At 68.3% G+C, this 23,865-nt stretch carries 17 protein-coding genes; 7 read left to right on the top strand and 10 right to left on the bottom strand.

Annotation, left to right across the window (positions count from 1 at the left end; all coding sequences use genetic code 11):
- Window positions 1–69: 69 nt before the first annotated feature.
- Entirely contained in the window at window positions 70–1,416 is a 1,347-nt protein-coding gene (locus ABIC21_RS03875; RefSeq protein ID WP_354349097.1) for an MFS transporter, read from the bottom strand.
- Between the two features lie 139 nt (window positions 1,417–1,555).
- Here ABIC21_RS03875 and ABIC21_RS03870 point away from each other — a divergent pair, with 139 nt between their 5' ends.
- Entirely contained in the window at window positions 1,556–2,410 is an 855-nt protein-coding gene (locus tag ABIC21_RS03870) for a LysR substrate-binding domain-containing protein (RefSeq protein ID WP_354349096.1), read from the top strand.
- A 206-nt stretch (window positions 2,411–2,616) separates the two neighbouring features.
- Entirely contained in the window at window positions 2,617–2,970 is a 354-nt protein-coding gene (locus ABIC21_RS03865; protein WP_354349095.1) for a hypothetical protein, read from the top strand.
- 112 nt (window positions 2,971–3,082) lie between these two features.
- Here the strand turns inward: ABIC21_RS03865 and ABIC21_RS03860 are convergent, their stop codons facing one another.
- Window positions 3,083–6,616: a bifunctional proline dehydrogenase/L-glutamate gamma-semialdehyde dehydrogenase gene (locus tag ABIC21_RS03860; protein ID WP_354349094.1), complete on the bottom strand. Its 3,534-nt coding sequence runs from the start codon at window positions 6,614–6,616 to the stop codon at window positions 3,083–3,085.
- A gap of 344 nt (window positions 6,617–6,960) precedes the next feature.
- The gene (locus tag ABIC21_RS03855; RefSeq protein WP_354349093.1) at window positions 6,961–8,424 is read right to left on the bottom strand and encodes an amino acid permease; all 1,464 of its coding nucleotides are present in this window, start codon (window positions 8,422–8,424) and stop codon (window positions 6,961–6,963) included.
- A gap of 144 nt (window positions 8,425–8,568) precedes the next feature.
- On the opposite strand from ABIC21_RS03855, the gene ABIC21_RS03850 reads away from it, so the two are divergent.
- From ABIC21_RS03850 to ABIC21_RS03830, 5 genes are all read left to right on the top strand, one after another.
- A complete protein-coding gene (locus ABIC21_RS03850) occupies window positions 8,569–9,480 on the top strand; it encodes a LysR substrate-binding domain-containing protein (RefSeq protein ID WP_354349092.1) in 912 nt (303 codons plus the stop codon).
- A 64-nt stretch (window positions 9,481–9,544) separates the two neighbouring features.
- Entirely contained in the window at window positions 9,545–9,973 is a 429-nt protein-coding gene (panD, locus tag ABIC21_RS03845) for an aspartate 1-decarboxylase (protein WP_197410622.1), read from the top strand.
- Window positions 9,974–10,090: 117 nt separating this feature from the next.
- The gene (locus tag ABIC21_RS03840; RefSeq protein WP_354349091.1) at window positions 10,091–11,017 is read left to right on the top strand and encodes an AEC family transporter; all 927 of its coding nucleotides are present in this window, start codon (window positions 10,091–10,093) and stop codon (window positions 11,015–11,017) included.
- Between the two features lie 54 nt (window positions 11,018–11,071).
- Window positions 11,072–12,205 (top strand): FAD-dependent oxidoreductase, encoded by a 1,134-nt coding sequence (locus ABIC21_RS03835; protein ID WP_354349090.1) that lies wholly within the window; start codon window positions 11,072–11,074, stop codon window positions 12,203–12,205.
- An 87-nt stretch (window positions 12,206–12,292) separates the two neighbouring features.
- A complete protein-coding gene (locus ABIC21_RS03830; RefSeq protein WP_354349089.1) occupies window positions 12,293–13,342 on the top strand; it encodes a GmrSD restriction endonuclease domain-containing protein in 1,050 nt (349 codons plus the stop codon).
- A 27-nt stretch (window positions 13,343–13,369) separates the two neighbouring features.
- Here the strand turns inward: ABIC21_RS03830 and ABIC21_RS03825 are convergent, their stop codons facing one another.
- The 7 genes from ABIC21_RS03825 to ABIC21_RS03795 form a co-directional block, all read right to left on the bottom strand.
- Window positions 13,370–15,997 carry a trehalase-like domain-containing protein gene (locus tag ABIC21_RS03825; protein ID WP_354349088.1) on the bottom strand — a complete coding sequence of 876 codons (2,628 nt, stop codon included), beginning with the start codon at window positions 15,995–15,997 and terminating at the stop codon, window positions 13,370–13,372.
- Between the two features lie 160 nt (window positions 15,998–16,157).
- Window positions 16,158–18,257, bottom strand: a complete 2,100-nt coding sequence (locus tag ABIC21_RS03820; RefSeq protein WP_354349087.1) for a hypothetical protein — start codon at window positions 18,255–18,257, stop codon at window positions 16,158–16,160.
- A gap of 46 nt (window positions 18,258–18,303) precedes the next feature.
- Window positions 18,304–19,398, bottom strand: a complete 1,095-nt coding sequence (locus tag ABIC21_RS03815) for a glycoside hydrolase family 130 protein (protein WP_354349086.1) — start codon at window positions 19,396–19,398, stop codon at window positions 18,304–18,306.
- Window positions 19,399–19,401: 3 nt separating this feature from the next.
- Window positions 19,402–20,364: a carbohydrate ABC transporter permease gene (locus tag ABIC21_RS03810; RefSeq protein ID WP_354349085.1), complete on the bottom strand. Its 963-nt coding sequence runs from the start codon at window positions 20,362–20,364 to the stop codon at window positions 19,402–19,404.
- A 1-nt stretch (window position 20,365) separates the two neighbouring features.
- Window positions 20,366–21,343 carry a carbohydrate ABC transporter permease gene (locus ABIC21_RS03805; RefSeq protein WP_354349084.1) on the bottom strand — a complete coding sequence of 326 codons (978 nt, stop codon included), beginning with the start codon at window positions 21,341–21,343 and terminating at the stop codon, window positions 20,366–20,368.
- Between the two features lie 13 nt (window positions 21,344–21,356).
- Window positions 21,357–22,658, bottom strand: coding sequence for an ABC transporter substrate-binding protein (locus tag ABIC21_RS03800; protein WP_354349083.1), 1,302 nt, complete (start codon window positions 22,656–22,658; stop codon window positions 21,357–21,359).
- An 88-nt stretch (window positions 22,659–22,746) separates the two neighbouring features.
- Window positions 22,747–23,778 (bottom strand): LacI family DNA-binding transcriptional regulator, encoded by a 1,032-nt coding sequence (locus tag ABIC21_RS03795; RefSeq protein WP_354349082.1) that lies wholly within the window; start codon window positions 23,776–23,778, stop codon window positions 22,747–22,749.
- Window positions 23,779–23,865: the final 87 nt, after the last annotated feature.

Below are 23,865 nucleotides of genomic sequence, written 5' to 3'. Positions count from 1 at the left end.
TTTTCGCTGCTAAAACGGACAACCGCTGCGTGGATCCACGCAGCGGTTGTCCGAAATCGGCGCCGAAACCTAGGCTTTGCGGACTATCTTCACGAGCCGCCGCCGGTCCTTCAGGTCCACCTTGAGCATCAGCTGGTCGCGGCGCGCCAGCACGACGGCGACCGTCGCCGCGGCCAGTGCCGGCACCCCGCCGGAGACCAGAATGGCCGTGTGCGGATCGACGTGCTCGGCCAGCCACCCGATCATCGGCCCGCCGATGGCCTGCCCGCCGATCAGCACCATGATGTACAGGCTCATGACGCGCCCGCGGATGGCCATGTTGGAGCTGATCTGGACCAGCTGGTTGGCGGCGGTCAGGAACATCAGGCACCAGAACCCGGCCAGCACCATCGCCGCCCCGAACCACACCATGGAGGGCGCCAGCGAGGCGAGGCAGAGCATCAGCCCGTACATTCCTGCCCCCAGCATCACCGAGCGCAGCCTCAGTTCCCGCCTGCGGGCGGAGGTGATGGCCCCGGCCAGCGCCCCGAGGGCCACCAGCGCGTTCAGCAGGCCGTAGCCGCCGGCGCCGACGTCGTAGACGTTGTCCGCGAAGGCCGCCAGCAGCACCGGCAGGCTCATCGCGAACACGGCGATGAAGCCGGCCATGAGCCACGGCCAGTAAATGGTGGGTTTGCTCAGCGCATAGTTCAGCCCCTCCTTGAGCATGCCCTTGCGCTTGGGCACCGGCGCGCTGATGTGCAGCTGGTCCTTGCGCAGCGTGAGCAGCATCGCCACGGTAAAGCAGCAGGCGACGGCGTTCGCGGCGAATGCCCAGCCGGCCCCCACCGCGGTGAGCAGCAGCCCGGCGAGCGCCGGTCCGATCAGGCCGCCGAGCTGGAACGTCGTGGAATTCACGCTGATGGCGTTCCGGAGGTAGGCCGGGCCCACGAGTTCATTGACGAACACCTGCCGCGCCGGCTGGTCCAGCACGGTGACCAGACCCAGGGCCAGGGCGATCACGTACACGTGCCAGACCTCGATCCGCTGGCTCAGCGCCAGCACGGCGAGGATGGCCGCCAGTACGGCCGCGACCGACTGGCACAGCATCAGGATCTTCCGCTTCGCGAAGCGGTCCGCCATCATGCCCGCCCACGGGCCCAGGAACAGCGAGGGCAGGAACTGCAGCGCCACCGTGATCCCGACGGCGGTGACGGAACCGGAGAGCTGGAGTACCAGCCAGTCCTGGGCAATCCGCTGCATCCAGATGGCGATCACGGCGAAGAAGTGGCCGATCGCGAAGATCCGGAAATTGCGGACTTTCAGCGAGATGAAGGTGTGGCGCCAGGGAAGCCGCTGGCTGACGACGGCGAGGGGCTGGGTGATCGTGTCCGGCAGTGCAGTTACGTTGGCCTCTAACGGCGGAGGGGGTGCCACGGAAAGTCCTCAAAGGAGCGGGTGAGCGGGGATGCCTTAACGCTAAGCTGGCCGCAACAGATTGTGGAAGCTTATTCACCGCATAACTCGCATTACAAAACGCAATGTGGCGCGAGAACGCCGCAGCTCAGGAGACCGCATGTTCGAACCCGCCCAGCTGCGATCCTTCCTGGCCGTAGCTGAGACGCTGAGCTTCACCAAGGCCGCGGAAAGGCTGGGCCTGGCCCAGCCGACGGTCAGCCAGCACGTCCGCAAGCTCGAGGCCGCCGCGAAGCGGGTCCTGGTGGCCCGGGACACCCGGGACGTGCGCCTGACCGACAACGGGGACGCAATGGCCGGGTTCGCCCGCAGCATCCTGTCCGCACACGACGCCGCTTCCCGCTATTTTTCGGGCTCGGCCATGCGCGGCCGGCTGCGTTTCGGCACGGCGGACGACCTCGCGATCACCGGCCTGCCGAGGATCCTGCGGGAGTTCCGGCAGGTCTACCCGCAGATCAATCTGGAACTGACGGTGGGCCAAAGCGACCAGCTCTACAAGCGGCTCAACGCCGGCCAGCTGGACCTTGTCTTCGTCAAATGGGTCGCCGGGGCCAAGGACGGCACTGTGGTGCAGCAGGACTCCTTCGCTTGGGTTGGCCTGGAACAGACCTCGCTGGACCCGGCCGAGCCCGTGCCGCTCATTGCCTATCCAGCCCCCAGCCTGAGCCGGAAGCTGGCCATCGACGCGCTGGAATCCGCCGGCCGGACCTGGCGGATCACGTGCACCACGCGGCAGATCAGCGGGGTGCTGGCCGCGGTCCGCGCCGGGATCGGGGTGGCGGTCATGCCGTCCTCGCTGGTGCCGGATGACCTGAAGATCATCACCCGGCGCTTCGACCTGCCGCCCGTGGGCGACGTCGATTTCACCCTGATCCGCAACCCGCTGGCCAACACCGAGGTCATCGAGGCCCTCACCCAGACCATCGCGGGCCGGACCCTGAAGCGCTCCGCCTGAGCGCCCGGAGGGGGCACCTGCGTACTCGCTGATGTACCTACTCGGATTGCGTACTTACGCATACCATTGATCCACTCGAGTTCGTGGCTTATCCTGAGTGTGTTGAAGGTCAAGCAGAGGCCAATGACAACGATTCGAAATACGAACGCTGTCCTGTTGTGTCTGCCGTGCGGCGACCATCCGGAAGCGTTCGGGATAGGCCGACAATGACGCCAGCCCTTAACCGCCCCCACAGTCCCGCATCAGCCAGAGGCCTCAAGCAGGCGGGCCCGCTTTCCCAGGTAGTGCACCGCGGCTCCGCCGCGCACCACCCCAGCCGCGGACGCCTGGACCCGCACCCGACGACCCTGATGGAGGCCGAGTACGTCGGCAGCCCTTACTGCGAACGCTGCGGCACCGACGAGTTCATCTACCTGGAGACCTTTGTCCCGGCCACTCACCACCGGGACGGTTCCATCAACAAGCTGGGCGAAGTCACGTACTTCTGCTCCGGTTGCGACGACTTCTCCGCCCACGCCGTCCCCGCCTCGTGGGTTCCCCCGGGCTGGTACTTCGGCTGAGTCGGAAGGCTCCGAGCCACACAAAGACCACGAGCCGAGCGGCCACTATTGGAGGGTGGCCGCCCGGCTCGTTTTTGGTGCCCAGGGGTGTTGCCTCCGGGGGAGGCGGCCCCTAGATCAACCCGTCCGAGATGTGGTTCGGGGTGCCGAAGCGGTGCGCCGTGATGCTGACTGCCTGCTCGTGCAGGAACGGCAGCAGCTCAACGCGTCCGGCTTCGGTAACCGGGTGGAAGTAGACCGCCAGGTCGGGGCGTCCCCCGGTCGCCTCGGCCAGGGCCTTGGCGTCCCCGCCGATGAGCCGGATCCGCGAGGTTGAGAGCCGGGACGCGCTGGCGAGCCTGCCCGCGGAGGCCAGCCAGTCGGCGTCGTCCTCGACGGTCACGTCGATGCCGAGGCCGGACAGCACCGTGCGCAGCTGGGCGGGGACCTCGACGGCGGTGGACACCGTCAGCGCGGAGCCTGCCAGAACGCCGGCCGCCACGGTCCGGACCAGGTCGGCGAGCGGTTCGCCGTCGGAAAGCCGCACCGTGACCGGCAGGGCACGATAGCGGAAGATGTTCCGTTCGGCGCTGAGCCCGGAGACGTCCTTGGCGGTGCCGAATTCCTCGGTCCAGGCGAGGGCGTCGGAAGCCAGGGCACGCTGCAGTGCCTCCAGCTCGCCGTCGGCAAGGAAGCCCTGGGCCGCCTGCTCGATCCGGCGGACGCCGGCATGCGCGGCCCCCTTGCCAGCCGCGGCGCTGCGCTTGCTGACCCAGTCGCCGAGCCCGACGAGGTAGTTGGGCCCACCGGCCTTGGTCCCGGCGCCCACGGCGGACTTCTTCCAGCCGCCGAACGGCTGGCGCTGCACGATGGCGCCGGTGATGCCGCGGTTGACGTAAAGGTTGCCGGCCTGGACGGTATCGAGCCAGAGGCCCACTTCCGCCGGGTTCAGCGAGTGCAGTCCGGACGTAAGGCCGTACTCGATCTGGTTCTGGATGGCGATGGCGTCCTCGAGGGTTTCTGCGGTCATCACACCCAGGACGGGGCCGAAGAACTCGGTGAGGTGGAAGTAGGAACCGCGGCGCACGCCGTAGCGGACGCCCGGGCTCCAGAGCTTGCCCGTCCCGTCCAGCTTCTTCGGCTCGACGGCCCAGCTTTCGCCTTCGCCGAGGGTGGTGAGGGCGTTGAGAAGCTTGCCGTTGGCGGGTTCGATGATCGGACCCATCTGGCTGGCGGGGTCCTCGGGGTAGCCGACCTTGAGCGAGGTGACGGCGTCGATCAGCTGGTTGTGGAAGCGCTTGGATTTGGCCACGGAGCCCACGAGGATCACCAGCGAGGCCGCGGAGCACTTCTGGCCGGCGTGGCCGAAGGCGGAGTAGGCGACGTCTTTGGCGGCGAGGTCCAGGTCGGCGCTGGGGGTGACGATGATGGCGTTCTTTCCGCTGGTCTCGGCAAGCAGCGGCAGGTCCTGGCGGAAGGAGCGGAACAGTTCCGCGGTTTCGTAGCCGCCGGTGAGGATGACGCGGTCCACGGCGGGGTGGGCGATCAGCTGCCGTCCGAGTTCACGCTCGCCCAGCTGGACCATGGTCAGCACGTCCCGCGGGACGCCGGCTTCCCAGAGTGCCTCGATCATCACGGCGCCGCTGCGGCGGGCCTGCTTGGCGGGCTTGATCACGACGGCGGAGCCGGCGGCGAGGGCGGCGAGGGTGGAGCCGGCCGGGATGGCCACCGGGAAGTTCCACGGCGGGGTTACCACGGTGAGCTTGGCCGGGACGAAAGTGGCGCCGTCGACGTCGTCGAGCTTCCGGGCCGCTTCGGCGTAGTAGTGCGCGAAGTCAACAGCCTCGCTGACTTCCGGGTCGCCCTGGTCGATGGTCTTGCCGGTTTCGCTGGCCATGACCTCGAGCAGTTCGGCGCGACGGGCCTCCAGGACATCGCCGGCGCGGTGCAGGATCGCCGCACGCTCGTCCCCGGAGAGTGCGCCCCAGGCCCTGCCCTTCTCGAGGGCCGTGTCGATGACCGCGTTGAGGGTCTGCTCGTCGTTGATCGTGGCTGCGTCCACTGCGGCGTTGCCGAGGGTCGAGAACGGGACCCGCTCCAGGATGGCGCGGCCCCAGTCGCGGTTGGCCGGCAGGGAGGGGTCGGTGTCCGCGGTGTTCGCAAAGGAGTCGTGCGGCATCGGCTCGGCCGGAAGGCTGCGGTTCTGCCGGCGGTTGGGCGGCGGGACCTCGTCGTCGAGCCTGGCGAGGGAGGCGAGGAAGCGCTGCTGCTCGCGCTCGAAGAGTGATTCGTTCTCGCTGAGTTCAAAGACCGCGGACATGAAGTTGTCCTGGCTGGCGCCCTCCTCGAGCCGGCGGATCAGGTACGCGATTGCGACGTCGAACTCGGCCGGGTGGACCACGGGGGTGTAGAGCAGCAGCGAGCCGACGTCCTTCTTGACGGCTTCGGCCTGGCCCTGGGCCATGCCGAGCAGCATCTCGAATTCGATACTCTGCTGTGCGGTATCCGCGATGCCGCGCTGTTTCGCGAGCAGCCAGGCGAAGGCGATGTCGAAGAGGTTGTGGCCGGCGACGCCGATCCGGATGTTGCGGATCCGGTCCGGGTGCAGCGCGTAGTTGATGACGCGCTTGTAGTTGGTGTCCGAGTCCTGCTTGGTACCCCAGGTGGCGAGCGGCCAGTCGTGCAGCGACGCCTCGACCTGCTCCATCGGCAGGTTGGCGCCCTTCACCACGCGGACCTTGATCGCCGCGCCGCCGTCGGCGCGGCGGGCGGAGGCCCAGTCCTGCAGGCGGATCATGGCGGCGAGCGCGTCCGGGAGGTAGGCCTGCAGCACAATGCCGGCCTCGAGGTTCTTGAATTCCGGCTTGTCCAGGATCCGGGTGAAGACCACGATGGTCATGTCCAGGTCCTTGTACTCCTCCATGTCCAGGTTGATGAACTTGGCCTTTCCTCCGCCGGCGGCAAAGGAGGCGGCGCGGGTGAAGAGCGGGGTGAGCTTCTCGACCACGTGCTCCACGGCCTCGTCGAAGGCCCAGGCCGAGTGCGGGGCCACCGTGGAGGAGACCTTGATGGAGACGTAGTCGACGTCGGGGCGGGAGAGCAGCTTGTGCGTGCCCTCGAGGCGGCGTGAGGCCTCGTGCTCGCCGAGCACGGCCTCGCCCAGGAGGTTGACGTTGAGCTTGATGCCGTCCTTGCGGATCTTGGCGATGGCCGGGCCCAGCTTGGCGTCGGTGGCATCGACGATGAGGTGGCCGACCATTTCACGGAGCACGCGGCGGGCGACCGGGATGACCACCTGCGGCAGCACCGGGGCCATGGTGCCGCCGAGGCGGACGGCGCTGCGCATGTACCAGGGCAGGAAGGCGGGGACCTTGGGGGCAAGCGCGGCGAGGTTGCGGGCGGCGACCTCCAGGTCCTCGGGGCGGACGACGCCGTCGACGAACCCGACGGTGAAGTCCAGGCCGTTGGGGTCCTTCAGGACGCCGGCGAGCTGCTCGGCGGAGGCGTCCACGGGGACCTTCGCTGCCTCGGTGAGCCAGTGGCGTACCAGCCCGATGGTCTCCTCGGCGAGGGCTGCGGCCTCGAGGACCGGGGAGCCTTCGGAGACGGGTGCGTTCCCGGCCGCGCTGCCGGTGGTCACGCCGGACTCCGTTGAAATGTTGGTCATGGCTGGTACTCGTTCTTTCTCAAGGTATGGACCGTTCTAGATTCAGTATGCGACCGGATTTTCATAAGATAAAGCGATGTTTTCCGAGCAATACTGGTTAGAAAAATCGAAGGTTAGACGGCCTGCCTGAACACCCGGCAATCCCCCCGGGCCCTCCCTCACGTCGAGCCCCTTTTCGGGCGACCCTCCCTCACGTCGAGCCCCTTTTCGGGCGATCCTCCCTCACATCCGGCACCCAAACGACGAACCCTCTCCCACGAAGTGAGAGAGGGTTCGTCGCTAACACGCCGAACCTGCGGGAGCGTCCGGATATTTGCCGCCAGAAGTGAGGGGGCGTTTGGTGGTTAGGCGAGGGGGCGGTGCATCTCCACGAGTTCTTCGTGCCGCGGGCTGTCCGGGTTCATCAGCGAGTGCTTGCGGCCGTAGCCGAAGTAGATGACCAGGCCGATGATCAGCCAGACGCCGAAGCGGGCCCAGGTCTCCCAGTGCAGCTGGAGCATCAGGAACGCCGAGGCCAGCACACCGAAGGCCGGAACCAGCGGCATCAGGGGAAGCCGGAAAGTGCGCGGGGCTTCGGGCTTCCTGTAGCGGAACACGATGACCGCGGTGCAGACGACGACGAACGCGGCCAGGATGCCGATGTTGGTGAGGTCGGCGACGGCCTTGATCGGGAACACGCCGGCCAGCAGGGCGGAGCCGATCCCGGCGATCCAGGTGACGCGTTGCGGCGTACCGTGGCGGTCGGTCTTGGCGAACCAGCCAGGGAGCAGCCCGTCGCGGCTCATCGAGAACCAGACGCGGGTGACGCCGAGCAGGAAGGTGAGCATCACGGTCAGGATGGACAGCACGGCGAAGACCGAAATGATGGTGGCGATGACCGGCAAACCAACACTGTTGAATGCGGAGGCGAAGCCGGCCTTGGGGTCGATCTCCTGGTAGTTCTGCATGCCGGTGAGCACCAGGGTTGCGGCGACGTACAGGAGCATCGCGATGATGAGGGACATGATGATGGCCTTCGGCATGTGCTTCTTGCCGTCCGTCGCCTCTTCCGCGGCGGTGCTCATCGCGTCATACCCGAATACGGCGAAGAACACCGTGGCGGCTCCCGCCACCACCGGACCGAAGCCGCTGGGCATAAACGGGTTGTAGTTTCCGGTATCGATGTAGAAGATGCCAAGACCAATGATGAACAGGATCAGAATGACCTTGATCGCGACGGCGATGAGCTCGAACCGTCCGAAGGTCTTGGTGCCGCGGGAAAGTATCCAGGTCACGAGCAGGCAGACGGCGATCGCCGGGATGTTGACGATGCCGCCGAGCCCTTCATCCGGCGTCGACGTCATCCAGACGGGCATGTTGATGCCGATGCCGGAGAGGAAAGCGTCGAAGTAGCCGGAAATGCCGATCGCCACAACGGCCACGATCGCGATGTATTCCAGCAAAAGGTCCCAGCCGATGAACCAGCCGATGATTTCGCCGAGCGCCACGTAACCGTAGGTGTAGGCGGAACCCGCCCGCGGGATCATGCCGGCGAATTCCGCGTAGGACAGGGCGGCCGCCGCGGAGGCGAGGCCCGCGATCAGGAAGGAAAACAGCACTGCCGGGCCGACTCCGGGTTCGGACTCGCTGCCGTGGGCCACGAGGCCCGCCAGGGAGAAAATGCCGACGCCGATGATGCCGCCGACGCCGATGGCCGTTAGTTGCCAGAACCCGAGGCTCTTCATCAGGCCGCTGTGCAGGCTCTCTTCCTCGATGTCGTCGATGGGCTTGCGCCGCATGATCGACCTGTCTATGTCTTTTGTAGCCATCAGGGTCTCCCGCGTATAGGTGTGGCACCCATCAATCCACCCTGTGATGGGGGTAACTTAACGACAACAGTATGCAACCCGGATTGCATTAGATAAAGTGAATTCTCCTAATCAATAAGCATTAGAATTCACAAAGGAATAGCGATGCTGGATGTCCGGCGGTTGCGCCTGCTGCGCGAACTGAAGATCCGGGGCACCCTGGCCGAAGTCGCGGAGGCGCTCCAGTACAGCCCCTCCTCGGTCTCCCAGCAGCTGGCCCTCCTGGAAAAGGAAGCCGGCGTCGAACTGCTTCGCAAGACCGGGCGCCGGGTCCAGCTCACCCCGCAGGCCGAAGTCCTGGTGGCGCACACGGCCCAACTCCTGGAAACGCTGGAACAGGCCGAGGCTGACCTGGCCGCCTCACTGACCACCGTGACGGGCACGGTCCGCATCGCCGTCTTCCAGTCCGCCGCACTTGCCCTGATGCCGGACGCCCTCACCCGGATGTCGTCACGCTATCCCGAAGTGCGGATTGAGATGATCCAGCGGGAACCCGAGACGGCACTTCATGAAACCTGGGCCCGGGACTTTGACCTGGTCATTGCCGAGCAGTACCCCGGACACGCGGCGCCCCGGTATGCAGAACTGGACCGGCTCCGGCTCACGAGCGATGCGATCCGTCTCGCCGTGCCGCCAGGCTCCCCCGGCCGCCCGACGGTAGCGACCCTCGCGGACACCGCCGGGCTGGCCTGGGTGATGGAACCGCGCGGGGCGGCGTCACGGCACTGGGCCGAGCAGGCCTGCCGCAGCGCCGGGTTCGAACCCGACGTCCGCTACGAGACCGCTGACCTGCAGGCGCAGATCCGGCTGATCGAATCCGGCAACGCCGTGGCCCTTATGCCGGACCTGGTCTGGACCGGGCGGGGGACGACGTCGCACCTGATCACCCTGCCCGGTGACCCACACCGGACTATCTTCACCTCGGTGCGGCGCTCCAGCGCCAAGCGCCCGGCCATCCTCGCCGCCCGGGAAATTCTGGCCGAGACTGCCGCGTCCATCCCGCCCGCGGGCCCGTAACGTGGCCGGCGGTGTCGGTTGGCTCACAGCGCTTCCGGCAGGCCGGCGCTAGACTGGTGCCGTTATGAATCGCACAATATTCAAGTCCAAAATCCACCGCGCCACGGTCACGCACGCGGACCTCCACTACGTCGGTTCGGTCACCGTGGACCTGGATCTGCTGGAAGCGGCCGACATCCTTCCCGGCGAACTCGTGTCCATTGTGGACGTCACCAACGGCGCCCGGCTGGAGACCTATACGATCGCCGGCGAGCGCGGTTCCGGCGTCATCGGGATCAACGGTGCCGCCGCGCACCTCATGCACGAGAACGACATCATCATCTTGATCACGTACGCCCAGATGACCACGGATGAGGCCAAGGCCTACAGCCCCAAGGTGGTCCATGTGGACAAGGACAACAAAATTGTCCAGATCGGCAACGACCCGGCGGAGGGCCACACCCCCGGGATCATGCGACCGCCGTACGCTCTGAACAACGCCACACTCAACTGACGCCTTAGAACCGCTGGCGCGTTTCCGCCGTAACAGGCGTCCAGGCACTAATAAAGCTGATTAGTCTGGGAGGGTGACTGCCACCCATCCCCCGCCTTCCACGCCGCGGATTGCCGCGTGCTAGGGGTTTTGGCCGGCTTCTTTGTGGTCTGGTGCATCATCCTGGTGGGCATGTTCGTCGGCCGGCGCGGCATCCTGGGCGAGAACGCCCGCTCCGTGCTGAGCGCCCTGACGTTCTTTGTCGCCAGCCCGGCACTGCTGTTCGAAACGCTCAGCAAGGCCAAACTGCACGACATCTTCGCCGCGCCGCTGCTGGTCACAGCACTCGGGGCCATCGCGACGGCGGCGCTCTTTTTCATCATTGTCCGCTTACTGCTCAAACGCCCGGTGCCGGAATCCCTGGTGTCCTCCATGGGCGCCTCGCTGGCCAACTCCGCCAACCTGGGCATCCCCATCGCCGTGTTTGTCCTCGGGGACGCCAGTTACGTGGCCCCGCTGCTGATCTTCCAGCTGGCCTTCTTCACGCCGCTGTTCCTCATGGCCCTCGACGCCACCACCGGCACCCACCGGACCACGCCGCTCGGGTTCGGGCTTATGATCCTGCGGAATCCGATGATCGTGGGCTCCGGCCTCGGCCTCCTCGTCGCGGGGACGGGCTGGCAGGTCCCCGAGCTCGTGATGCAGCCCATCCACCTGATCGGCGGCGCCGCGATTCCGGCCATGCTGCTGGCCTTCGGCATGAGCCTCAACGGTTCCCGGCCGCTGCAGGCCTCGGCCGGCAGGCGCCTCGACACCCTGCTGGCCAGCGGTTTCAAGCTCATCGTCCACCCGGCGCTGGCCTATGTGTTCGCCCGCTTTGCCCTCGGCATGGAGGACCAGGCGCTCTTCGCGGTCGTCGTCACGTCGGCCCTGCCCACGGCGCAGAACGTCTTCGTCGCCGCCAGCCGGTACCAGACCGGCCTCACGGTCGCCAAGGACACCGTGCTGATCACGACCATCGTCGCCGTGCCGGCCATGATCGGCGTCGCGCTCCTGCTTACCTGACGCCCACCCCGCCGACGCTGCCCCAAGCCCGAACCAACACCTTCCGGAGGACCCATGACAACTCATCTCGACACCGTCGTCATCGGAGGCGGGGCCATGGGCTCGGCGGCCGCCTGGGCCCTGGCCAGCCGCGGCCGGGCCGTCACCCTGCTGGAACAGTTCAGCCTCGGCCACCGCAACGGCGCATCGCACGGGGCCACCCGCAACCTCAACCCCGGCTATGCGGATCCGGACTACGTGGCGATGCTCGCCGAGGCCGTCCGGCTGTGGGACGAGCTCGAGGCCGACGGCGGCGAGCGCCTCCTGGCGCGCACCGGCGTCGTGAACCACGGCACCGATCCGACGCTCGGCGAGGTGCGGACCGCCCTGCGCGGGGCCGGGCTGCGGGCCGAATTCCTGGGTGCCGCGGAAGCCGCCGAACGCTGGCGCGGCATCCGGTTCGACCAGCGGGTGCTGCATATGCCCGACGGCGGGCAGCTGAATCCCGATGCTGCCCTGCCGGTCCTGCAGCGTCTCGCGACCGGCCGCGGGGCCGACATCCGGCACGGGGTGAAGGTGCTGGACCTCGCCGTCGAGGACGACGGCGTCCGGCTCACCGTCGACGACGGCGGCCGCACCGAGGTAGTGACCGCCCGGCAGGCCGTGGTCACCGCCGGCGCCTGGACCGCGAAACTGCTCGGCACGGCGGTGGCCCTCCCCCGCCTCACCGTGACGCAGGAACAGCCGGCGCACTTCGCCATCGCGGACGAGGGTGCGCTCTGGCCCGGGTTCAACCATGTCCCGGGCGAGGGCGCGGAGTTCGCCGACTGGTACTCGCCGGTCTACGGCATGCAGACACCCGGCGAGGGGGTCAAGGCCGGCTGGCACGGCGTGGGACCCGTCGTCGACCCGGACCGGCGGTCGTTCACGCCGGAGCCCGCGCAAATGGCGGCCCTGCAGCGCTACGCGCGGACCTGGCTGCCCGGGGTGGACGCGGACTCCCTCACCGACATCAGCTGCACCTACACCACCACCGTGGACGAGAACTTCATCCTCGACCGCATCGGACCGCTCGTGATCGGTGCCGGCTTCTCCGGCCACGGATTCAAATTCACCCCCGTGGTCGGGCGGATCCTCGCCGACCTCGCCACGGGCGCAGGGCCCGCGCCGGCGATCTTCTCGGCGTCCCGGCGCAGGGGCGCGATATGACCCCGCGTTGCGGTGTGCGGCGGTAGGCTGGGACCGGTCTTGAGCTGCTCGCCGAGACCGGGGGCAACAGCACGAAGTGGGGAATAATTGCGCAGGGTCACAACACGCGGGGCCGCGGGAAACAGCACCGCCAAGTCTGGCGCCGTCGACTGGATCGCGGCCGGGCTGGCCGGGCTGCTGCTGGTCTCCGCCACAGCCTGCGCCGGCCCCGGGACGGCCCCGGCTGCTGCGCCAGCGCCGGTCGCGAGCGCCGCCGCCCCGGCCGAAAGCCCCACGCCCGCCGCAGAAGGCGGCACACCGGACCCCGGCACGAGCGACGGCGCCCCGTCCCAGCAGCCGGCCGCCGCCAGCAGGGCCCTGGACGTGCTGGCGACGATCCCCGTCAAGGGCCGGGCCCCGAAGACGGGCTACTCGCGCGATCAGTTCGGCCAGGCCTGGGCCGACGTCGACCGCAACGGCTGCGACACCCGCAATGACATGCTGCGCCGGGACCTGACCGCCCTTGCCCTCAAGCCTGACACCCGGGACTGCGTGGTCCTCTCCGGCATCCTGAACGACCCCTACACGGCAACCCTGATCAACTTCCTCCGCGGCACCAACACCAGCCCCGCCGTGCAGATTGACCATGTCGTGGCCCTCAGCGATGCCTGGCAGAAGGGCGCCCAGCAGCTCACCGAGGCCCAGCGGCTCGCCTTCGCCAACGACCCGCTGAACCTGCTGGCGGTGGACGGTCCCATCAACCAGCAAAAGAGCGACGGCGACGCCGCCACCTGGCTGCCGCCGAACAAGTCCTTCCGCTGCGACTACGTGGCCCGGCAGATCTCGGTCAAGGCCGCCTACGGGCTGTGGGTCACCAAGGCGGAACATGACGCGATGGCACGGGTCCTGGCCGAGTGCCGGGACACCACCACTCCCGCCGGCCAGGCAGCACCGGCGCCGTCCGAACCCCAGCCGGCGCCTCCGCCCGCCGTCGCCCCCGCACCGGCACCCGGCGTCGCGCCCCCATCGGCCTCCACGGCCGTGTACTACGCGAACTGCGCCGCCGCCCGCGCCGCCGGGGCGGCCCCGCTGCGGGCCGGCCAGCCGGGCTACCGCGAGCAGATGGACGGCGACCGCGACGGCGTCGCCTGCGAATAGCGGCATCGCGGGCCGGCTCCGGACGGGCTAGTTCCTCGGCAGCGCGTCCAGCAGCCGGGCGCAGCGGATGAAACCCAGGTGCGAGTACGCCTGCGGGTGGTTTCCCAGGTGCGTCTCGGTGCCCGGGTCGTATTCCTCCGGCAGCAGTCCGGTGGGCCCGAACAGGTTGACCAGCTGGTCGAACAGGTCCCATGCCTCCTCGATCCGCCCCACCGCAACGTAGGCCTCGATCAGCCACGTGGTACAGATGTGGAAGCCGCCCTCCAGTCCCGGCAGGCCGTCGTCGTACCGGTAACGGAACACGGTGGGCCCCACGCGCAGTTCCCGTTCCACCGCCGTGACGGTGTCCAGGAAGCGCTGGTCGGAGACGTCCAGGAGTCCGGAGAGCCCGATGTGCAGCACCGCAGCGTCCAGGTCCGGGCTGTCATAAGCCACGGTGTAGGACGCGGCGCTCTCATCCCAGCCCTCCCGCAGGACCTCCTCGCGGATGACCGCCGCAGTCGGCTCCCACTCCGGAACCGGCGTCCGGCCGTGCCGGGCGGCGGTGCGGAGCGCCCGGTCCAGCGCCACCCAGCACATCACCTTGGTGTAGATATGGTGCCGGGGAGCCCGCCGTGCCTCCCAGATCCCGTGGTCCGCCTCGTGCCAGCGGGCCAGGACGGCCGAGGCCATCTGGACCATCAGCTCCCAGTGCGCATCGTCCAGCGCCCCCTGCCGCGCGCTCAGGGCGTCGATCAGCTCGGCAACCGGCCCGAACACGTCCAGCTGCACCTGGTGGTCCGCGGCGTTGCCGATCCGGACCGGCCGGGAGCCCGCGTACCCGGGGAGGCTCTCGATGATGGCTTCGGTGGACAGCGGCGCCCCGGTGACGGAATACAGCGGGTGCAGCCACTCCGGTCCGGGCGCGTGGGCCAGGATCCGCCCCAGCCACCTCAGGAACCCCTCCGCCTCCGACGTTGAGCCGAGGTCCACCAGCGCGTTGACCGTCATGGAGCCGTCCCGCAGCCAGCAGTACCGGTAGTCCCAGTTCCGGGTCCCGCCGATCCCCTCCGGCAGCGACGTGGTCGGCGCCGCCAGCACGGCGCCGGTGGGCTCGTGGACCAGGGCGCGGAGCACCAGGGCGGACCGTCGGACCAGGGAAGGTTTCACGGCCGGCAGCTGCAGCGCCTGCACCCAGCGCCGGGAATGGTGCGCGACGGCGGCGCGGCGCGAGTTTTCCTCCGGCTGTTCCCCGCGGTGCGGTTCCGTGTCTCCGCAGCGCAGGTTCAGCACCACGGGGCCGTGCCGCAGCTCGACGTCGGCCGTCGCGGTGGCGTGGCGGCCGTCCGAGGTGATGGTGAAGGTGACGCCGGGGGCGAGCAGGATGATCGGGTCCGCGGTCCCCACAACGTGCAGCTCCTCGCCGCGGGCCTCCATGCTGAAGGGCGCGTTCGCGTAGTCCGGGCGGGGCGCAAAGACAATCCGCGCCGTCCCCGTGCCCGAGAGCACCCGCACCAGGCTGGTCACGCCCTCCGGCGCCGGTTCCAGATAGTCCGTGACGGTGACGTCGGCCCAGCGGGTTTCCACGATCATGGTGCTGTCCACATACCGCTGGCCCAGGACCTGCGAGGCCTTCACCGGTTCCACCGAAAAATGGCCGGCCGCGTCACCGCCGAGGAGATGCGCAAAAAGGGACCCCGAGTCCGGCAGCGGGTGGCTCATCCAGCAGATCCTGGCGTCCGGGGTGATGAGCGCCGTGGAGGAGCCGTTGCCGATCATCGAATGCCGCTCCAGGCCGACGGCGTCCTCCCCGAACAGCCAGGCCCGCCGCAGTTCAAAGAGGATGGCCAGCACCCGGGCGAAGGACTCGGGGTCCCGCAGCCGGTGCGCGGCGAGCGTGGGGCCATCCCCCACCCGCAGGGCCATGTCCGGCCCGCGCAGGGTCGCCATCGCCAGCTCATCGCTGGCCGCGTCCCCGGCATAGAGGGCGGCGCTGACGCCGAGCATGGAGCGCAGGTGTTCCAGGGCGGTTGCCTTGGCCGGCTCCACCACGGACAGGTCCAGGACCGAGCCGTCCACGATGAACGACAGCCCGTGCGCCCGGGCGATCACCTCCGCCTGTTCGGTGGCCCGCGCGACGACGTCGGGGGCCGCCGGGCGGGTGTGCACGGACACGGCCACGGGCTTCCGCTCGATGGTGATGCCGCGGTAGGCGCCCACCGTTTCGGCGAGTGCCTGGCTGGCCTGCTGGAGCACGGATTCGGTGGCCAGCGACAGCCCGTGGGCGTAGCCCATGTCGAACTCGGCGCCGTGCGAGCCGACCAGGTGCACCTCGGCCGGGAGCCGCGAGACGGCGGCCAGGTCGCGCAGGGAACGCCCGGAGATGACGGCCGCGTGGGTGTTCGGGAGGGCAGCCAGCGCCCGGAGGGCAATCGCGGCGCTGCCCAGCGGCAGGGTCTCGGTGGAAATGCCTTCCGCGGCGCACAGCGTCCCGCCGTAGTTGCAGGCCACGAGCAGCCCGGGGGTGCGGGCCAGGATCTTGAGTTCGGCCAGCAGTTGCGGCGTCAGCCCGTCGTCGGCGGCGTTGGTCTGCACAAAGGCGCGGAGCAGGCCCAGCGGCAGGGATTTCGTCAGGAGGGCAGAGTCGGCCAGGGACTGGTTGAGCGGAGTGGGCATGCGCGGAGTCCTTCGAGTAGTCCCCAATGCCTGCGTGAGACCGTCCGTGAGGGACGTACTCCCAGTATCCTCCCGGCCCGATTTCCCTTGGGTGTCCCGGCGGTTGCAGCTGTGTAACATCCGCAACGGCCGGGAACCCCTGCGAAGGTGGCTCTCTCCGCTAGCGGGCCACGAAGCTCACCAGGGTGAAGCCTCCGGGGGCGACGGTGACATTCCCGGACCGGGCGCCGCTGCCGTTCCCCTGCACCGGTTTCCCGGCGCTGTCGTACTGCTGCTGTTCCATCACGAATCCGGCAGGGAGCTGCACGGCTTTCACGGTGGTGGACTTCGCCGCACTGACATACAGGGTGGCCTGGCCGCCGGAGCCGTCGACCGACACGGTGGACAGCTGCGGCTGCACCAGCAGGGCGTCCAGGGCGACGTCACCATCGGTGGTGCCGACGACGGCGGCCGCCCCGGCGGGAAGCGCCCGCTGCAGCGTGAACGGGAAGAGGATGCCGGGTGCGTCCGTAATGCCCTGCGCCCCGGCACCGCCGTTGCGGGTGGTGCCGAGCGGGCCTTTGGCCGTGGTCCAGCTGGTGCTGCCGGAGGGGGCGAGGCCCTGGTTGACGATGGGGTAGATGTTCCGCGGCTCGTCGGCTGCGGGCAGCGGAACGCTGAGCGACGCGCCTGCCGCCAGGGCGACATAGGCGCCGCCGGAAATGTTGGCCTCCCCGGTCCACGCCGAGGCGGGTTTCACCACACTGCCGCCACCGGTGATGGTGCCGGATTCGGCCTCGACAACGCTCAGGCCGTGGGTGGAGACGGTGCGGTTGATGCCGAGGGCCCGGGCCTTGAGTTCAGGGCGGGCGTCCAGGGCCAGCATGGTCAGCAGGGCGTGGATGGTGGATTCGGCGCCGGAGTTCGGGTTGACCCGGCCGTCGGGTTCGATCCCGTCGATCGCGGTCCCGGTGGCCGGGTTGTAGGCGGGTGCGCCGCTGGGGTTGGCGCCGAAGAACCAGCCGGCCGAGATGGCCGCGAGGTCCAGCAGCCCGGGGGCGTTGGCGGCGTCCGCTGTGGCGACGAGGCTTTGGACGCGGGAGTCCACGCCGTAGGCGATCTGCGCCTCGCCGGGGGTGGGGCTCCAGGCGTTGTCCGGCCCGCCCGCGGCGAGCAGCTGCGGGGTGAACTGGGCGGAATCCTTGACCGCGGCCGCCAGCAGCCGGGGATGGTCCAGGACGTCGGCGGCGGTGGCTGCGGCAGCGGGGGCGAGGCCGCCCCACGCGTGCCAGAGGCTCTGGGATTTGTTCCACGGCAGGATCGCACCGAAGGGCCATTCGGTGCCCGAACCGGAGGACATCGCGGCGACGCCCTCGCTCAGCCGGGTGAGCGCCGTGGTGGCCGGGCCGTCGTCGGGGGCGGCCTGGGCGTAGGCGGCAAGCCCGAGTACGGCCTCGGCGGACGCGTCGGCCCCGCCGGCGATGAGCCAGGCCGGGACCTGCACGCCGTCGGCCGTGTCATACGAGCCGTACCTGCCTAGGGACTGCTTGTTCAGGGAACCGAGCGCGAGGTGGAGGCGCTCCTGCAGGAAGGACGCGAACGCCGGATCGGCGGTGGCGAAGGCCGCATAGCCTTCCCCGAGCGCCCAGACGGTGCGGGCCAGCCAGTAGGACTCGGCCGAATCGGAGGGGTCCGGCAGTTCCACGGGCTTGGCGCTGGGCGTCAGGGTGCCGTCCGCCTGCAGCCAGAGGACGACGTTGCCGGCGTTGGGGCCGCTGACGGTCTGCAGGTAGGTCAGCGAGCGCAGGGTCTGGAAGGCGCGTTCCTTGCTGGCGGCGTCGCCCGTCTGCTGCCAGTGGCGCAGGTAGACGACGGCGGTGCGGGCGATGTCGTCGGCGTTGTAGGCACCCTGCGTCCAGTGGCCGGTGGCGGGGTCGAGGTCCCCGCCGCCGATCCGGGCGTAGCTGCCGTCCGCTTTCTTGTCCGCGTAGGTCCAGGGGGCCTGCGCGGAGGGGGTCTGCTCCAGCTGGTAGGTGGTGTGGCCCTCCACCGCGGCGAGAGGCACGGTGTCCATGAGGAAGTCGAGATGGCCAAGGTTCGTCAGGGGCGGCGCCGGGGCGGCGGGCCCCGGCTGTGCGGGCTCCTGCCCGACGGCCGCGGCCGGACGTGCCGGTGCCGCCGTCGAGGCACCGGCACCCGTCCCCAGCAGGAGCATCGATACGGCCACGGCGATGGCCGTGGGTTGTGGTCTCAGTTTCGAGCGGACATCGTTGTTCGTCATCGGTACTCCTGCTGGGGCGGTCGGCGGTCGGGACGGCGGGGCGGTGCTAGCTGGCGGCGGGAATCCGGTCCAGCTTGGCGACGCCGATCTTCGAATCAGCCATGCCGTAGAACACGAACAGCTGCTCGCCGATCTTCTCGATCGCGGTCGGGAAGACGACGTTGGGCACGATGCCGGAGATTTCGTCCTCGGTCTCGGGCGCCAGCAGCGGCTTGTCGCTGCGGGCGATCACCTTGGACGGGTCATCGGCGTCGAGAATCATCGCGGCCGCGGTGTAGTTGACCTTCTGCTGGTGGTCGAACGCGGACTTCTCCAGGGCGCCGGCGACGCCGTGGTGGATCAGCAGCCAGCCCTCGTCGACGCGGATCGGGGCCGGTCCGCCGCCGATTTTCAGTTCCTCGAACGGGAACTCGCTGAGCGCCACGAGCCGGTGCTTGGCCATGTGCACGAGGTTGCGGATGTCCTTTTCCACGTCCGCGACCGGCACATAGGAGATCCAGATGCCGGGCCGGTTGTCCGTGACGCCGGCCGGCAGGTGCTCGCCTTCGCCCTCGCGGATCCAGCCCAGGTCCCACATGGGCCGGTGCAGCATCGCGTAGGAGGGCACGCCGTCGGGGTCGTTGACCGGCTCCGGGAAGAACACGGCGTCCTTGTTAGGGAAGAGGTTCAGGTCCAGGGAGAGGTCGGCCTGGTAGCCGAAGAGGCACGGGCCCAGGCGTTCCCAGCTGCGCAGGTCCTCGGAGTGGGCGAAGGCCAGGCGCGGGCCCAGCGGGCCGTAGGCCACGTAGGTCATGAGGTGCTTGCCGAGCGTGGGGACCCAGGTGGTGCGGGGGTCCTCGGTGCCGGCGTTGTTGAGGCCGCGCTCCCAACCCTCGTCGGGGGCCAGGACAATGCCCAGGCGCTCGACGCCGGTGGGGACACCGTCTTCGATGACCACCTTGGCCAGCCCCACGCGGGAGACGTTGCCCTTGGCGACCAGGCGCGGCAGCAGGTACAGCTCGCCGTCGGGGCCGCGGCCGCTGGCCGGGTTGAGCACACCCTCGGCCTCGAACTCATTGCCCGGTTCCGGCGACATGATGACGCCGGCGCGGGTGAGGGTGAAGGGGACGGTGGGGAGGTTCGAAGTCTGGGGGGAAGTCATAGATTAGCCCTTTACGCTGGATCCGATATTGGTGGAAATGAACTGACGCTGGAAGAAAATGAACAGTGCGACGGCGGGCGCCGCGAGGACGCACGCTCCCGCCAGGATGGCTCCGAACGGGTTGGACGCCGTCGCGGAGACGTTGGAGATGTAGTTCGCCAGGGAGACGGCGAGCGGCTGGATGGCCTGGTCCTTCGTGACCAGGAACGGCCACAGGAATTCGTTCCACGGCCCGATGAAGGTCAGCAGGATCGCTGTGACAATCGCGGGCTTCACCAGCGGGATGGCGATCTGCCAGAGGATCCGCAGTTCCGAGGCGCCGTCGATCCGGGCCGCCTCGAACAGGGTCGAGGGGAGCTGCAGGAAGTACTGGCGGAACACGAACACGGCCGTGGAGTTGATCGCGAACGGCAGGATCATGCCGAGGTAGCTGTCGGCCAGGCCGTAGTCCCGGACGATCATGATGTACAGCGGGATGAGCAGCAGCTGAAACGGGATCATCTGCACCAGCAGCATCATGCCGAACACGAAGCCCTTGCCGCGGAAGTGCATCTGCGCCAGGGCGTACCCCACCAGCAGCCCGAAGACCACGGTGAAGAAGATGACGCCGCCGGTGAAGATGCCGGAGTTGACCAGGCCTTTCAGTAGGTTGATGGAGTTGTTGATGTTGGTGTAGTTCTCGCCGGTGATGTTCGACGGGTTCGGGAACGCGCCCGCCACCGAGGTGTCCGGTGACGTCTGCAGCGAGCCGATGAACATGTAATAGAAGGGGAAGAGGAACACGAACGCGCCGGCGGCCAGCAGCACGAAGCTGCCCACTCCCAGGTTCTTGCGCTTTTCCACGGCGGAGGTCCGTGGGGCCGGGTTGCTGCCGGGGCCGCCGGGAAGACCGCCGGAGCGGCGGGCGCCGCCGTCGTCGTCGTTGTTCTCATCGTTGGGCGCAGCTGCCTTGTTGAGAATTGACATGTTAGTCCTCCTTCCCGCCGACGAGGCGTTTCTGGATCAGGGTGATCAGCAGCACGCCGATCACCAGCACCACCCCGAGCGCGGCGGCCAGATCGGGGTTCCCCTGCAGGATGCCCTTCTGGTACATCAGGAACACCGGTGATGTTGACGCGCCGTCCGGGCCACCGCCGCCGGTGAGCAGGTACGGCTCGGTAAAGAGGTTGGCGCCCGTAATGGTGGCCAGCAGCGTCACCAGCACACTGGCCGAGCGGACGCCGGGAACGGTGATGTTCCAGAACTGGACCCATTTACTGCCGCCGTCCACCGAGGCGGACTCGTAGAGCTCGTCCGGGATGTTCTGCAGCGCGGCCAGATACAGCAGGATGAAGAACCCCAGCTGTTTCCAGGTCACGTAGAGGGCCACCGTCGGCATCGCCAGCCACGAGTTCACCAGCCACGAGGGGTTCGGGGCCAGCGGCCCCAGGAGCTCGTTGACCAGGCCGTTCTGCTGGAACAGGAACAGCCAGACGCCGACGACGGCGACACTCGCCGTGACGTACGGGACGTAGTAGCTGACCCGGAAGAAGGTCCGCAGCTTCGTCACCCGGTTCAGTGCGTTCGCCAGGACGAGGGACAGGCCCACGGTCAGCGGGACGTTGATGACCAGGAAGACGCCGATGTTGGCGAAGGACCGCTGCACGGCCGGATCGCTCAGGACGGTGATGTAGTTCTCCAGGCCCACAAACGGCCGGTCAACTTTGACCCGCGGTGCCGCGAAGAAGTAGTCGTGGAAAGAAATGTAAACGGCATAGCCGAGCGGAAACGCCAGCACGGCCAGGACATAGACGACATAGGGGGCGCTGAACAGCAGTCCCAGCGGCTGGCGGCCCAGGAAGTTTTTGCGCTTCCTGGCCTCCGTCCGCCGGTCCGGCGCCCGCCCGGCGGTTTCGCCGGCAGTTTGGCCGCTGGCCGCGCCGCCGTCAGCTGAGCGAAGGGACATGGAGATCCACCCGCTACTTCTGGGCTGCCAGTTGGTTGACCTTCTCGGCGGCGCCCGTGAAGGCGGCGTCCACGGATTCGTTGCCGAAGATCACGGACTTGGCGTACGCGGTCCGGAAGGTCTGCCAGATTTCCACGGAGTTGGGGACGTTCGGCACCTCAACGGTGCGGCCGGCCTGCTCCGCGAACTGGGTGTACAGCGGGTTCGTGGCGAAGTAGTCCGCGTAGGTGGCCGGGAGGTCCTGGCGCATCGGCATCTGGCCGGTGTCGGTGAGGAGCTTGCCGTCCTGTTCCTTGCTCGTGGCGAACTTCATGACATCCCAGGCCGTGCCCTGGTTCTCGCAGGCGGAGTACATCGCGACGTTTTTCGCGTCCGAGAAGGTGGAACCGTCCGACTGGGCCTCGGCGCCCGGGACCGGCACGGCGCCCCAGTTGATCTTGTCCTTGTAGGCGGCGATGGCCCACGGACCGGCCAGCGACATGGCGGACTTTCCTTCGCCGAAGGCGTCGCCCTGGAAGACCTCCTTGGAGGCCAGGTTCTCCTTGTAGAGGGTCTCGAACATCGCGGCGACCTGCTTGCCCTCCTCGCTGTCGAAGGTGGCCTTGCCATCCTTCACCAGCGGGGTGCCCTGGGAATTGGCGGCGTAGAACGGGTAGAAATCGAACCATGACTGGAAGAAGTCGCTGGCCGGGGACGGCCACACGGCGTTGGCCGTGGCGCCGGACTTCACGAGGGCGCGGGCGGTCTCGACGAATTCCGCCTGGGTTCCCAGCTTGGGGTTCTCGGCGTCGAGTCCGGCCTGGGTGAAGATGTCCTTGTTGTAGTAGAGCACCACCGGGTTCGACTTCCACGGCAACTGGTACATCTTGCCGTCGGTGGACTTGTACTGGTCCGCGAGATCGCCGGTGCGTTCCTTGATGTACTGGGCGCCGTCCGGGAAGGAGTCCAAGGGAACGAGTCCGCCCTGCTTCTGGAACTGCGGAACCGCGACGGGCGCGGTGTTGAACACCAGGCACGGGGCATTCCCGGCGGTGATGGCCGCGCCGATGACTTCCTCGGAGCTCTTGCCGGCGGGGATCTCCTGGGCATCGATCTTCTCGTCCGGGTGGGCGGCGTTCCACGATTCGACCATGGCTTTGCCCCACTTCACCTCGAACTCGTTGTTGGAGTACCAGATCTTGATGGGACCCTTGGCCGCGGTGGCGGACTCCGCGGTGCTGCCGCCGGCTCCGCCGCCGCAACCGGCCAGGCCGGCTCCCATGATGGTCAGGGCGGCCACGGACAGAACTCGCGTGGCAGTTGAAAAGCGCTTCATTGCGTCTCCTTGGGAGGGGTTTGTGGGACGGGGTTTGTGTCTTGGGTTTGTGTCTTGGGTTTGTGTCTTGGGGATGGTGCCGGGGCCGTCAGGCCGCCGGCGGGCGGTCCGGGACGGGGCCGGTGGAGGCCCTGACCACGAGCCGGGGCGCCGGAAGGGCCGTATCCCCGCCGCCGTGCGTTCCGGCGAGCTGGTTCAGGAGCACCTGGGCGGCCACCCGCCCCCACAGCATGGGGTCCGTGGCGAGGGTGGTGAGGGGCGGGTTGAGGTACTGGGTGAACTCGGCGTTGTCGTAGCCGGTAATGGACAGGTCGCCGGGAACGCTGAGCCCGAGGGACTGGGCGTAGGACTGGCCGGCGGTGGCCATGAGGTCGTTCGCGTACACGATGGCTGTCGGCCGGTCCCTCCGCCGGAGCAGTTCGGCGGTGGCTGCCACGCCGCCGGCGGCGGTGAAGTCTGCCGCGGCGAAGAGATCAGACGCTAGTCCGGCCGCGGCCAGCGCATCCGCCCACGCCTTGCGCCGGCTGCGCCCGTGGATGTATTCCTGCCCGCCGCCGACGTGCGCGATCCGGGTGTGTCCGAGGGCCACCAGGTGTTCCACGGCGGCGACGATGCCGGCCGATTCGTCCACGGAGACCGCCGGGAACGGGGAGCTGGCGTCGGGCCGGTTCAGTGTCACGGCCGGCACCTTGAGTTCGTTCAGCAGGCCAATGCGGGAGTCGTTGTGCCGGACATCGGTGAGGATCACGCCGTCGACCCGGCCGTTCTCGACGAGTTTCCGGTAGCAGCGTTCCTCGGCTCCCGGGGCGGTGGCGACACTCAGGACCAGGGTGTAGTCGTGCTCGGTGAGCGCAGTCTCGATTCCGGCGATGAACGCGGGGAAGAAGGGGTCCGTTCCCAGCAGGGAGGGGTCCCGGGCGACGACCAGGCCCAGCGCATACGCCTTGGCGGAGGAAAGCCCCTTGGCCCGCAGGCTCGGTTTCCAGCCCAGGTCCTTGGCCACCTTCAGGATGCGGTCCCTGGTGTCCTGGCTGACGCCGGGCTGGCCGTTGAGGGCGTAGGAGACGGCACCCTTGCTGACGCCGGCCGCGTGGGCGACGTCGCTGATGGTGACTGCCATGGGGCCGTTCCCTTCGAAGGGGTTCAGCTGCATCGTCCAGCACTGAACCGGTTAAGTGATGTGCACTACTAAACCGGTTCAGTTTAT

It is taken from the genome of Pseudarthrobacter sp. PvP090, assembly GCF_040547365.1.
Classification (GTDB): domain Bacteria; phylum Actinomycetota; class Actinomycetes; order Actinomycetales; family Micrococcaceae; genus Arthrobacter.
This window is presented reverse-complemented; position numbering and strand designations above follow the sequence as displayed.